12 protein-coding genes are annotated in these 12,766 nt (G+C 69.6%); 5 read left to right on the top strand and 7 right to left on the bottom strand.

The window, feature by feature from the left end:
• Positions 1–11: 11 nt before the first annotated feature.
• A complete protein-coding gene (locus AC2DFQ_RS03165; RefSeq protein ID WP_484532911.1) occupies positions 12–1,391 on the top strand; it encodes a pyridoxal phosphate-dependent decarboxylase family protein in 1,380 nt (459 codons plus the stop codon).
• Here the strand turns inward: AC2DFQ_RS03165 and AC2DFQ_RS03170 are convergent.
• Genes AC2DFQ_RS03170 through pdxS form a run of 3 tightly spaced genes read right to left on the bottom strand, consistent with a single transcriptional unit; the run spans position 1,375 to position 3,417 of the window.
• Positions 1,375–1,908, bottom strand: a complete 534-nt coding sequence (locus AC2DFQ_RS03170; protein WP_484532912.1) for a DUF1697 domain-containing protein — start codon at positions 1,906–1,908, stop codon at positions 1,375–1,377. The genes AC2DFQ_RS03165 and AC2DFQ_RS03170 overlap by 17 nt on opposite strands.
• 28 nt (positions 1,909–1,936) lie before the next feature.
• Complete coding sequence (pdxT, locus tag AC2DFQ_RS03175; RefSeq protein WP_484532913.1) at positions 1,937–2,530, bottom strand: pyridoxal 5'-phosphate synthase glutaminase subunit PdxT; 594 nt, start codon at positions 2,528–2,530, stop codon at positions 1,937–1,939.
• Between the two features lie 2 nt (positions 2,531–2,532).
• Positions 2,533–3,417 (bottom strand): pyridoxal 5'-phosphate synthase lyase subunit PdxS, encoded by an 885-nt coding sequence (gene pdxS, locus AC2DFQ_RS03180; RefSeq protein WP_484532914.1) that lies wholly within the window; start codon positions 3,415–3,417, stop codon positions 2,533–2,535.
• 116 nt (positions 3,418–3,533) lie between these two features.
• Between pdxS and AC2DFQ_RS03185 the strand changes: the two genes are divergently transcribed.
• On the top strand, positions 3,534–4,859 hold the full coding sequence (locus AC2DFQ_RS03185) for an aminotransferase class I/II-fold pyridoxal phosphate-dependent enzyme (RefSeq protein WP_484532915.1): 1,326 nt from the start codon (positions 3,534–3,536) through the stop codon (positions 4,857–4,859).
• 7 nt (positions 4,860–4,866) lie between these two features.
• Positions 4,867–5,718, top strand: coding sequence for a pyridoxal kinase PdxY (gene pdxY, locus AC2DFQ_RS03190; RefSeq protein WP_484532916.1), 852 nt, complete (start codon positions 4,867–4,869; stop codon positions 5,716–5,718).
• Positions 5,719–5,721: 3 nt separating this feature from the next.
• Here pdxY and AC2DFQ_RS03195 read toward each other — a convergent pair whose 3' ends face one another.
• The 4 genes from AC2DFQ_RS03195 to AC2DFQ_RS03210 form a co-directional block, all read right to left on the bottom strand.
• On the bottom strand, positions 5,722–6,291 hold the full coding sequence (locus tag AC2DFQ_RS03195) for a hypothetical protein (protein WP_484532917.1): 570 nt from the start codon (positions 6,289–6,291) through the stop codon (positions 5,722–5,724).
• A gap of 173 nt (positions 6,292–6,464) precedes the next feature.
• Complete coding sequence (locus tag AC2DFQ_RS03200) at positions 6,465–7,034, bottom strand: HIT family protein (protein WP_484532918.1); 570 nt, start codon at positions 7,032–7,034, stop codon at positions 6,465–6,467.
• Positions 7,031–9,037: a threonine--tRNA ligase gene (gene thrS / locus AC2DFQ_RS03205; protein ID WP_484532919.1), complete on the bottom strand. Its 2,007-nt coding sequence runs from the start codon at positions 9,035–9,037 to the stop codon at positions 7,031–7,033. The genes AC2DFQ_RS03200 and thrS overlap by 4 nt, the downstream gene beginning before the upstream one ends.
• A gap of 223 nt (positions 9,038–9,260) precedes the next feature.
• Positions 9,261–9,947 (bottom strand): FadR/GntR family transcriptional regulator, encoded by a 687-nt coding sequence (locus AC2DFQ_RS03210; RefSeq protein ID WP_484509276.1) that lies wholly within the window; start codon positions 9,945–9,947, stop codon positions 9,261–9,263.
• Positions 9,948–10,132: 185 nt separating this feature from the next.
• Here AC2DFQ_RS03210 and AC2DFQ_RS03215 point away from each other — a divergent pair, with 185 nt between their 5' ends.
• Both AC2DFQ_RS03215 and AC2DFQ_RS03220 read left to right on the top strand, forming a co-directional pair.
• Positions 10,133–11,398, top strand: coding sequence for an aminotransferase class V-fold PLP-dependent enzyme (locus tag AC2DFQ_RS03215; protein ID WP_484532920.1), 1,266 nt, complete (start codon positions 10,133–10,135; stop codon positions 11,396–11,398).
• Positions 11,399–11,482: 84 nt separating this feature from the next.
• Complete coding sequence (locus tag AC2DFQ_RS03220; protein WP_484532921.1) at positions 11,483–12,766, top strand: ABC transporter substrate-binding protein; 1,284 nt, start codon at positions 11,483–11,485, stop codon at positions 12,764–12,766.

Consider the following 12,766-nt stretch of genomic DNA (forward strand, 5'->3'; position numbering starts at 1 on the left):
ACACTGTCGGCGTGGACGAACGCGATGAAGCGTTGCACGCCGCGCACGCAGCGGCCTCCGCCTTCCTGGCGAGCCTGCCCGAGCGGGCGGTGTGGCCTCGGGCGACCCTCGACGACATGCTCGCACGATTCGGGGGCGCCCTCCCGGACGAAGGGATGCCGCCCGAAGCCGTCGTCACCGACATGGCGGAGGGGGCCGATCCGGGGCTGGTCGCCATCCCCGGCGGCCGGTTCTTCGGCTTCGTCATCGGCGGCACGCTGCCGGCAGCTCTCGCGGCCGACTGGCTCGTGTCGACGTGGGATCAGAACTCCGGATCGAGCACGATGACGACGGCGACGGTCGCCCTCGAGCGCGTCGCCGGCGAGTGGATCCTCGACCTCTTGGGGCTCCCATCGGGCGCATCCGTCGGGTTCGTCACCGGCGCGCAGATGTCGAACTTCGTCTGCCTGGCCGCCGCCCGCGCGGCCGTGCTGCGGCGGCGCGGATGGGATATCGCCCGGCAGGGTGTGCATGGTGCGCCGCGGGTGCGACTGGTCGTCGGCGCAGACCGGCACGGCTCGGTCGATCGCGCCGCGCGGTTCCTCGGCATCGGCGAGGACGACATCGTCGTGGCCGCCGGGGACGACCAGGGTCGGATGCTGCCGGATGGGCTCGAGCAGTCGCTCACGCTGTGCGGCGGTGACCCCGTGATCGTCTGCGTGCAGGCCGGAGAGGTGCACTCCGGCGCGTTCGACCCCTTCGCGGAACTCATCCCCCTGGCACGAGCGCGCGACGCCTGGGTGCATGTGGATGGTGCGTTCGGGGCGTGGGCGGCAGCATCCCCCGCCCTGGCGCACCTGACTGCGGGCATGACCGATGCGGACTCATGGACGACCGACGCGCATAAGACCCTGAACGTGCCGTACGACTGCGGCATGGCGATCGTGCGGGATCCCGCCGACTCGATCGCGGTGTTCCGCACCGGCGGTGACTACCTCATGTACTCGAGTCTCGACCCGTGGGATGTCACCCCGGAGCTGTCGCGGCGCGCCCGCGGCGTTCCGGTGTGGGCCGCGCTGCGGAGCCTCGGCCGGTCGGGGGTGGCTGACCTGGTCGAGCGACTGCACACCCACGCGCGTGCGCTGGAGGCCGGGCTTCGCCGCATCCCCGGCGTGACGATCATGAATGACGTTGCCTACACGCAGGTGATGTTCCGCCTCGACGATGACGCGGACACCCGGGCGCTCGGAGCGGCGATCCTCGCGGAGGGAACCGCCGCTGTGACCGGAGCGGTGTGGGCGGGGCATGCGGTGCTGCGCTGCTCGATGTCGTCGTGGGTGACGACGCAGGACGACATCGAACGCACTCTCGAGGCGTTCACGCGTCTGGTGGCGCTCACGCGAGGATCTTGAGCACTGTTCGGAAGTTCCGGTTCGTCGTGCGCTCCTTATAGGTGCGCTTGGCGATGAGTTTCGCGAACGCCGTATCGGTGCTGGAGCCTTTCGGGGGGTTCCAGTAGACGACGCCGGGGCCGCCGGCGACGGGGTCGATGGCGGAATCGAGGGATGCGGCGGCGGCGACGAGCTCGTCACGAGTCGCGTCATCCGCGCAGAAGAGCAGCCACGGCTGCCGGGCGTCGTCGGTCGCGTCGAACGGGAAGTCCGTCGCGGCCGCGGCGAGCGCCGGGCGGGTGAACAGCAGCACCCAGGCCTCGTACGCGAACCGGTCGCGGAGGGCCCGTTCGACCCGCCTCTTCAGCGCGTCGCGCTCGCTCGGTCGGTCGCCGCTCGTGAACGTCGCGTTGCCGCTGGCGAGGACCGTGCGGATCCCGGAGAGTCCGAGATCCTCGAGGGTCTCGCGCAGGTCGGCGCTGCGCACCGTGATCCCGCCCACGTTGACGCCGCGCAGCAGCACCACCCACTCGGTCATGCCGCGAGCCTAGGACGCGCCGCCGACGTCATCCGCGCGCGCGGACGTGCGCGAGGAACCGCTCGTGGAACCGGGTCTCCCCCGACACCTCCGGGTGGAATGCCGTCCCGAGGAGAACACCCTGCTCCACGGCCACCACTCGGCCGTCGGGAAGCGCGGCGATCGGACGCGCCCGCTCCCCCACCCGCTCGACGATCGGCGCACGGATGAAGGCGGCATGGACGGGCCCGTTGAACCCTTGGACGTCCAGATCGGTCTCGAACGACTCGACCTGACTCCCGAAGGCGTTCCGCGCGACCACGACGTCCAGTCCGCCGAAGGTCTCCTGCCCGGCGATCCCGCCGGTGATCCGGTCGGCGAGGAGGATCAGTCCGGCGCAGGTGCCGTATACCGGCATGCCTCCGGCGATCGCGTCGCGAATGGGCTGCTGCATCCCGAAGGTGCGCGACAGCTTGTCGATGACGCTCGATTCCCCGCCGGGGATGACCAGGCCGTCGACGACGGAGAGTTCCTCGGGCCGGCGCACGAGTGCGACATCTGCTCCCAGGCCGGTCAGGACGCGGGTGTGCTCGCGGACGTCGCCCTGCAGCGCGAGGACGCCGACGCGAGGCCGGTGCGCCACCGTTACCAGCCGCGCGTGGCCAGGCGGTGGGGTGCGGCCAGGTCGGCGACGTTGATGCCGACCATGGCCTCGCCGAGTCCCCTCGACACGTCGGCGATGACCGACGGGTCGTCGAAGAACGTCGTGGCGCGGACGATGGCCGCCGCGCGCTGAGCGGGGTTTCCCGCCTTGAAGATGCCGGATCCGACGAACACGCCGTCTGCGCCGAGCTGCATCATGAGTGCCGCGTCGGCGGGCGTGGCCACGCCTCCCGCGGTGAAGAGGACGACCGGCAGCGCGCCGGTCTCGGCGATCTCGGCCACCAGCTCGTACGGCGCCTGCAGTTCCTTCGCCGCGACGTAGAGCTCATCCTTGGTCATCGAGCGCAGTTTGTTGATCTCGCCCGTGATCGTGCGGATGTGCTTGGTCGCCTCGGAGACGTCGCCGGTGCCGGCCTCGCCCTTGGAGCGGATCATCGCCGCGCCTTCGGTGATGCGTCGGAGCGCCTCGCCGAGGTTCGTCGCGCCGCAGACGAACGGAACCGTGAAGCCCCACTTGTCGATGTGGTTGACGTAGTCGGCGGGCGAGAGCACCTCCGACTCGTCGATGTAGTCCACGCCGAGCTCCTGCAGCACCTGCGCCTCGACGAAGTGTCCGATGCGCGCCTTCGCCATCACCGGGATGGATACCGAGGCGATGATCTGGTCGATGAGGTCGGGGTCGCTCATCCGTGCGACGCCGCCCTGCGCGCGGATGTCGGCGGGTACCCGCTCGAGCGCCATGACGGCGACCGCGCCGGCGTCTTCGGCGATTTTCGCCTGGTCGGCGGTGACGACGTCCATGATGACGCCGCCCTTCAACATCTCCGCCAGTCCGCGCTTCACGCGCGAGGTTCCGATCGAGCTCACGACGAGATCCTTTCGAGGGGCCCTGTCCTGGAGCGGCCGGGTGCCGCGGGACGCTGATTGACCTAGGCCAGAAAATAGCATGTTCCACGTCTTAGGATCAGTACCGGAGGACACGTATGGACACGCAGATCGCCGGGAGGTCGGCGGCCGACATCGCCGAGAGCATCCGCGGCCTGCGCGAGCGCGGGTCACTCCGCGCCGGCGATGCGCTTCCTCCCGTTCGCACCCTCGCCGCCGAACTCGGTGTCAACCGCAACACGGCGGTCGCCGCCTACCGGCTGCTGGTCTCCGCCGGCATCGCCGTGACGCGGGGGCGCGGTGGGACCCGCATCGCCGACCCCGGCCCCATCGCGCAGGAGGGTTTCGCCGCCGACACCGTGCTGCGCGACGTGGGTACGGGAAACCCCGACCCCGCGCTCATCCCCGACCCGACGCCGGCGCTGAGCCGCATCGTCGGTCGCCCCGTGCTGTACGGCGAGCCGGTCGTCGACGCCGACCTGGAGAAGTGGGCCGCAGGATGGCTCGCGGCCGACCTGTTGCCGGAAGACCTCCGGGTGACCGTCACGAACGGCGCGGTGGATGCGGTGGAGCGCCTGCTGTCGCAAGCGCTGACCCGCGATGACGCGGTGGCGCTGGAAGACCCCTGCTTCCTCTCGGCGATGCACACGGTGCGCGTCGGTGGCTACCGCCCCGTGGCCGTACCCGTGGACGAGGAGGGGATGACCGTCGAGGGCCTCCGTGCCGCCGTGGACGCCGGCGCGCGGGCCGTTCTGTGCACGCCGCGCGCGCAGAACCCGACGGGGGCGAGTCTGTCACCGCAGCGCGCGGAAGAACTCCGCGGCGTGCTGGCAGAGCATCCCTACGTCCTCGTCATCGAGGACGATCACTACGCGATGCTCTCGCGGCGGCCCTACACGTCGCTGATCGGTCCCGGTCACCGGCGCTGGGCGCTCGTGCGATCGGTGTCGAAGTTCCTGGGTCCCGACATGTGCCTGGCCGTGACGGCGACCGACCCGGAGACGGCGGAGCAGCTCGCGCTGCGGCTACGACCCGGGACCACGTGGGTCAGCCATCTCCTGCAGCGACTGACGCACGCTCAGGTGGCCGACCCCGACGTCTCGGCGGCCATCGAGCGCGCGGCCGAGCACTACGCCGAGCGCAACAGAGCGTTCGCCGCGCGGCTGCGCGCGCACGGCATCGCGTGCGAGGCCGGAGACGGGCTGAATCTGTGGGTCGACGTGCAGGCGCCGGCCCGGGCGGTCTCCGAGCAACTCATGCGCCGCGGCTGGCTCGCCCGCACCGGCGACGAGTTCTCGCTCTCCCCCGGCCGTGTCAGCACCCACCTACGACTGACCGTGCACGATCTCGACGACGGCTCGGCCGCGACGCTGGCGAGTGACCTCGCCGCTGCCGCGCGCGCCGCGTCCCCATCCAGAGGATGATGTTCCCGTGAAGATTCTCTCCATCCAGTCCGCCGTCGCGTACGGCCACGTCGGCAATTCGGCTGCTGTTTTCCCGCTCCAGCGGATCGGCGTCGACGTGCTGCCGGTGTACACCGTGAACTTCTCCAACCACACCGGGTACGGCGCCTGGCGGGGCCCGCTGATCGACCCGTCCGATGTCGCCGCGGTGATCACCGGTGTCGAGGAGCGGGGCGTGTTCCCGCAGATCGACGCCGTCCTCTCGGGGTACCAGGGCGGCGAGGGCATCGGAGACGTCATCGTCGATGCCGTGCGCCGCGTGAAGGCCGCGAACCCGGAGGCGCTCTACGCGTGCGACCCGGTGATGGGAAACGCCAAGTCGGGATGCTTCGTGGCCCCGGCCATCCCGGAACTGCTGCGCGAGCGCGTGGTGCCGGTCGCCGACATCATCACGCCGAACCAGTTCGAATTGGGCTTTCTCACCGGCACCGAGCCCGACACGCTGGAGTCCACACTCGCCTCGGTGGACGCGGCGCGCGCGATGGGACCGCGGACGATCCTCGTCACGAGCGTGGAGCGCCCCGACCGCGAGTCCGACACCATCGAGATGCTCGTAGCCGATGACGCGGGCGCATGGATCGTGCAGACGCCGCTGCTGCCGATGAAGGCGAACGGGTCGGGCGACGTGACCGCCGCGCTCTTCACGGCACACTACGTGCGCACCCGGGATGCCGCGGACGCCCTCGCGCGCACCGCATCCAGCGTCTTCGACCTGCTCCAGCGCACGCTCGATTCCGGAGAGCGGGAGCTGCAGCTCGTCGAGTCGCAGGAGGCCTACGCGCACCCGCGGATGCAGTTCACCGTGCGGCAGGTGCGCTGAGCCTCAGCCGTACAGGGTGTCGAACGCGGCCTCCCACTGGGGCGCGTCGGTGGGGCAGATGAACGCGGTGCCGAAGACCATGATGCTCGCCAGCCCCTGGGTGGCGGCGGGGTCTCCACCGGCGATCTCCGTGATCAGCGGGGAGCTGTCGATGTGCATGCGCGCGGTCTCGGCGTCGACCTCGTGGCCGTTGAGGATCGACGTCTCGCAGGCGTCGAGCGTCACGGCGAGGGCGACCCCGTCGTAGACCTCGTCCCACGTGCCGCCCTGGGATTCGATGTAGGCACGCTGCTGCGCGAGAAACTCCTGCTGCTCGGGCGTCTGCGGGGTGGGGAGCGAGCCATCGCTGGGCTGTCCCTGTGCGGCGAAGAACTCGTCGCGCTCGGCCAGGGCGTCGGCGGCGGGTGCCGAGGTGGCCGTCGCCGGGGCCGTCTCCTCCGCCACCGGCTCCCGCGTGTCCGAGGGCTCTGGAGCGGGCTGGACGGCCGTGCACGCGGAGACGCCGAGGGCCGCGGCCGCGGCGAGGGCGAGAAGGCCGGCGGCACGCGTGCGGCGGGGCGAGAGGGAGCTCATGCCCTCACGCTAACCCCACCCCCGACTCGCCCCCGGCTCATCGAAGGGACCCCACGCGGTCCGTGGCTCCGGGCGCTTCGACAGGCTCAGCGACCGGGTGCGTCCAGGGGCTCAGCGACCGGGTGCGCCGAGGGGCTCAGCGCAGACCGGTCCCTGAGCTTGTCGAAGGGACCCTACGCGACTGGGTCAGGGGTGGGCCAGGCGTCGGCGACGGCTTGGCGGACCTCTCCGAGCAGCTGCGGCAGCGCCTTGGTCTTGGCGATGATCGGGAAGAAGTTCGCATCCGTCGCCCACCGCGGCACGACGTGCTGATGCAGGTGGGCGGCGACGCCGGCGCCGGCGACCGCACCCTGGTTCATACCGATGTTGAACCCGTCGCACCGCGACACCGACCGCAGCACGCGCATCGCGGTCTGCGTCATCGCGCCGATCTCGGCCACCTCCTCCGTCGTCGCCTCGTCGTACGTCGCGATGTGGCGGTACGGGCAGATCAGAAGGTGCCCCGAGTTGTACGGAAACAGGTTCAAGAGCGCGTACGCGGTCTTCCCGCGCGCGACGATCAGGCCGTCTTCGTCGCTCTTGAGCGGTGCCTCATCGAAGGGGCAGACCTCGCGCAGCGGCTCCGGGCCCGCCTGGATGTACGCCATCCGGTGCGGTGTCCACAGCCGCTGGAACTCGTCGGGCACGCCGGGCAACTCGGCGGCAGCCACCAGCCGCGCGTCGTCATCCGGCGTTGTGCTCACGCGAGGTCCTCCGCGGTGTTCACGAGCGCGTGCGTGTCGATGGCCTCACGGATGCGGCGGACCGCATCGTCGACCGGCACACCGTTCTCCTGGCTTCCGTCACGGAAGCGGAACGACACCGTACCGGCGGCGCGGTCCTGCTCACCGGCGATGAGCAGAAGCGGCACCTTGTGGGTGGTGTGCGTGCGGATCTTCTTCTGCATGCGGTCGTCGCTGTGGTCGAGTTCGGCACGCACGCCATCGGTGCGAAGGCGATCGACGATGTCCCCGAGATAGTCGGCGTACTCGTCGGCGACCGGGATGCCCACCGCCTGGACGGGGGCCAGCCACACCGGGAACGCGCCGGCGTAGTGCTCGAGCAGGATCGCGAAGAACCGCTCGATCGAACCGAAGAGGGCGCGGTGGATCATGATCGGGCGGTGCTTCTCGCCGTCCGGTCCGGTGTACTCCAGGTCGAAGCGCTCCGGCAGGTTGACGTCGACCTGAACGGTCGACAGCTGCCACGTGCGTCCGATGGCGTCCTTGGTCTTCAGGTCGATCTTCGGCCCGTAGAAGGCCGCCTCCCCCGGCACCTCGGTTACCTTGAGGCCACTCGAGTGAGCCACGTTCCGCAGCGCGCCGGTCGAGTACTCCCAGAACTCGTCGGTGCCGATCCACTTCGACTTCTCGTCGTCGCGCATCGACAGCTCGAGTTCGAAGTCGTCCAGACCGAAGTCGCGCAGCATCGAGATGACGAACTCGAGCACGCGGGTGGTCTCCGCCTCGAGCTGGTCGGGGGTGACGAACAGGTGCGAATCGTCCTGCGTGAACCCCCGGACGCGGGTGAGGCCGTGCAGCGCACCCGAGAGCTCGTTACGGTAGACCGTCCCGTTCTCGGCGAGGCGCATCGGCAGGTCGCGGTAGCTGCGTGCGCGTTCCTTGTAGATGAGGATGTGCATCGGGCAGTTCATCGGCTTGAGGTAGTAGTCGACGCCCTGCTTCGTGATCTCCCCCGCCGCGTCGCGCTCCTCGTCCAAGGTGATGGGCGGGAACATGCCCTCCTTGTACGTGACGAGGTGGTTCGACTGCAGGAAGAGGTCCTGCTTGGAGATGTGCGGCGTGTACACGTAGGTGTAACCGCCCTGGATGTGGCGGCGTCGTGCGTGCTGCTCCATCTCGCCGCGGACCACCCCGCCCTTGGGATGCCACACCGACAGGCCGGAGCCGATCTCGTCGGGGAAGGAGAAGAGGTCGAGCTCCTTGCCGAGCTTGCGGTGATCGCGCTTGCCCGCCTCTTCGAGACGGTGCTGATAGGCGCGCAACTCGTCCTTTGTCGGCCACGCGGTGCCGTAGATGCGCTGCAGCTGCGGGTTCTTCTCACTGCCGCGCCAATAGGCTCCGGCGACGCGGGTCAGATCCCACCCGTTGCCGATCATGCGCGTGCTCGGCACGTGAGGGCCGCGGCAGAGGTCCTTCCACACGGTCTCGCCGTCGCGGTTGACGTTGTCGTAGATGGTCAGCTCGGTGCCGCCGACCTCCACATCCGCGCCCTCGGCGGCGGATGACCCGCCCTTCAGACCGATGAGTTCGAGCTTGAACGGCTCGCCGGCGAGTTCCGCGCGCGCTTCGTCATCGGTCACCACACGGCGGATGAAGCGCTGTCCTTCGCGGACGATGCGCTCCATCTCCTTCTTGATGGCCTTGAGGCTCTCGGGCGCGAACGGCTCGGTGACGGCGAAGTCGTAGTAGAACCCGTCGGTGATCGGCGGCCCGATCCCCAGGTTCGCCTGGGGATCGATGCGCTGCACCGCCTGAGCCAGCACGTGCGCCGTGGAGTGGCGGAGGATCGCGAGCCCGTCAGGACTGCCGAGGGTCACCGGTTCGACCTCATCCGAGGCCGTCACGACCGTGGCGAGGTCTTTCAGCTCGCCGTTGACGCGCAGAGCGACGACGGAGCGGTCGGGGAACAGGGCGAACCCGTCGGCGGGATAGGACACATCCGGCGCAGAGGCGGCATCAGTCAAGGGACTCTCCTGGGGTGGCTCGGATCAAGGCTACCGGGCCACTCATCGGGTGCCCGCGCCGGGGAATGTCTCAGCTTCGGGCGCACGTGCGCCCCGCCCGCTCAGGCGCCGGACGTTCGCTTTTCGGCACGCGCGGATGCGGCAGCGCCAGGGGCACGCAGCATCCGGGGTTCCATGGCGCGAGTCTACCGCCGTGCGCCGGGCGAATCGACGCCGAGGTGCGTCACGTCTCCGGGGCGGGCTGCAGGCGCGAGAGCCAGTACTCCGTTCGGGCGACGTGGGAGGCCGCCGCCGCCGTGGCCGCCGCGGGATCGCGCCGCGCGAGGGCTTCGACGATGGCGCGGTGCCCCTCGTCACTGGCCCGCTTGGCGGGCGCGGCGGGTCCGGAATCGAAGATCCGGTAGTGACGTCCACGCGAGCGGACGACGCTGATGAGAGAGGTCACCGTCGGGTTGCCCGCCGCCATGCAGATGGCTTGGTGGAACGCGTCGTCCAGCTCCGCGATGACATCACCGTCGGCGCTGACCTCCATCTCGTCGCACAGCTGGGACAGGCGCGCGACGAGATCGTCCGGGCCGCGGGCTGCAGCCTGCGCCGCGGCGTTTCCCTCCAACGCCCGCCGGATCTCGAAGAGCTGCAGCAGCCCCTCGAGTGGGAGGAGGTCGACCGTCAACGAGAACCCGCGGATGATGTCGGCGGGGTTCAGCCGCGACACATAGGTTCCGGATCCGTGCCGCACCTCGATGACGCCGAGGGTGGCCAGGACCCGGACCGCCTCGCGCAGGGAGCTGCGGGACACGTCGAGTTCGCGGCAGAGCTCTGCCTCGGGCGGGAACTGCTGCCCGGGCGCGAGCGAGCCGGACGAGATCATCTGCCGAAGCCCGTTGAGGGCCGTCATCATCACTGTCATGGGCAACCTCTCTGCGGTGCTCACAGCCAGTCTCGGGCGATAGTCATCAGATGACTAGCCCTATGTCAAATTGGCGCTGAAGTTCGATATGGCGGCAAGCAGCGGTTTACACGGTCAGCTCCGTCGCCCTAATGTTTGCGGGAGACCCCTGAGGTCTTATGACTTGTGAAAGTGCGGTGCATGTGATGAAGCCCGACCCGCTGGTGGCGCTTGACAGGCCGCTGTCGGCGAGCGGCGTGCCGGCGCGTGACCTGTGGGCGCTCGACAGGGAAGCCGTCCATCTGAATCACGGGTCGTACGGCGCCGTCCCGACGGCCACCACAGACCACCAGCTGGCGCTGATCCGGCTCATGAACGCCGCGCCGGGCCGATGGTTCACCCGCCTGCCGACTCGCGTGGGGGAAGCGCGCCAGAGCATCGCGGAGTTCCTGGGTACGAATCCCGAGCAGACGGCGCTCGTGCCCAATGCCAGCGCCGGGGTGTCCGTCGTGCTCCAATCCCTCGACCTGCCGCGCGGAGCCGAGATCCTCGTCACGGATCACGCCTACGGGGCCGTTCGGATGGCGGCCGAGCGCACCGCCCGGCGGGCCTCCGGCGTCGTGACCGAAGTGTCCATCCCCCTGGAGGCATCGGACGACGACGTCACGGACGCGCTCGTGGACGCCCTCTCCGAGCGCACAGCGCTCGTCATCGTGGATCAGATCTCATCCGCCACCGCCCGGGTGTTCCCCGTGGGCGACATCGCCCGTCGATTGCGCGAGCACGGTGTTCCGCTCCTGGTGGACGCCGCACACGCCCCCGGGATGCTGGACAGGCCCGCGGACGACGAAGACGTCGACTACTGGATCGGAAACCTGCACAAGTGGGCCTGCGCCCCCCGCGGCACGGCGGCGCTCGTCGCGTCGCCGCGCATCTCGGACGCGCTCTTCCCGATCATCGACTCGTGGGGCGCGCCGCATCCCTTCCCGATGCGCTTCGACACGCAGGGAACCGTCGACCTCACCTCCTACCTCGCCGCGCCGCACGCCCTTCGCCTCATCGAAGAGGAGTTCGGCTGGGACCAGGTGCGCGACTACTCGACGCGGCTCGCCACCGAGGCGCAGGCGAGCGTCGCCGCCGCCCTGGAAGAGGCCGTGGATGAATCCGCTGCCGTGGACGTCGCCGCCCCGGCGCCGATGATGCGCCTCGTCGCCCTGCCGCCCGGTCTCGTGGCCAGCCCGAGCGACGCGCACGTACTGTCGGCCGCCCTCGCCCGCCTCGGCTTCGAGACGGCGATCACCTCGTGGGGAGGCCGCGGGTTCCTGCGCCTGTCCGCCCACGTATACAACACCGCGGACGACTACGCCCGCTTCATCGAGCGCGGCGTGCCCGTCATCGCCGCCGGCCACCGGGCCAGAACCGCCACCGGTGGCAGCCTCGAGCAGGCCGTGGCCGATCTCTCCCCCTCTTAACCCGCCGATCGCCGGTGAGACGGCGATCAACCCTTGAGTGCAACGAAGCCCTAACGACAATCGGAGGAACAGATGAATAAGCGGATGAGTGCGGCGATAGCCGTCACCGCGGCCAGTGCCCTGGCCCTGACAGGATGCGCGGGGTCGTCCGGAGACGACACGGTCAACCTGCGCATGGTCGAGACGCTGACCAACCCGGTACGGCAGGAAATTCTCGGAGAGCTCATCACGCAGTTCGAGGAGGAGAACCCCGGAGTCACCGTGGAGCTCGTCTCGCCCCCGAACGAGCAGGCCCTCACCACCGTGCAGCAGATGCTGCAGGCGGGGGACGGCGTCGACGTGCTCGAGGTGCAGGACTCGACCGTGGGCCCGTTCACGGCCAACGACTGGATCTACGACATGAGCGCCGACCTCGAGGACTGGGAGGGCTGGGACGAACTCACCCCGAACGCCGCCTCCTTCGCCAACGAGGGGGGTCCGACCTATCTGATCCCCTATGGCTTCTACGGGCTGAGCCTCTTCTACCGCACCGACCTCATCGCCGAGGCAGGCTTCGACGAGCCGCCCCACAGCTGGGAGGACATGATCGAGATGGCCGCGGCCATCAACGACCCGTCGTCGAACACGTACGGCTACGCGTTCCGCGGCGGTACGAACGGTGCCTCCAACGCCGCCGCCATCATCACCGCCTACGCGGCGGACCTGATCGACCCGGAGAGCGCGTTCCTTCTCGAGGACGGGTCCACGGTCTTCTCGACGCCCGAGGCGCAGCAGGCGATGGACGACTATGTGCAGCTCTTCCAGACCGGTTCCCCGCCCTCGTCGATCGCGTGGGGTTACCCGGAGATGGTGCAGGGCTTCGCGTCCGGCTCGACGGCGTTCCTGTTGCAGGATCCCGAAGTCATCGCGACGATCCGCGACGACTCGACACTCACCGAAGACCAGTGGAGCACCACGCCGCTGCTCGTCGGACCCTCCGGCAAGGCGGCACAGCCGCTCGCCTCGGCCGGATGGGGTGTCGCCGAGAGCAGCGAGCACAAGGAAGAAGCCGTCGAGCTGGTGAAGTTCCTCTCCTCCGGCGAGGCTCCCCTCACCTTCGCGAAGGGCAACTCGCTCATTCCGATCGTGACCTCGGCGCAGGACGACCCGTTCTTCAGCGAGGGCCCGTGGGCGACGTACGTCGCGATGAACGAGCAGCCGGAGACGTACATGACCGTCATCCAGCCCCGTGGCGTCGCGTGGTGGACCGAGTGGGAAGAGAAGGCCGACCGGGAACTGCAGTCGGTGCTGCTCGGTGACCTCACCACGGAGGACCTGCTGGCCGGGTGGGATGTCTTCTGGTCTGAGAAGTACGCGTCCGAGAGCTGA

The organism is Microbacterium sp. Z11_20, from assembly GCF_057197605.1.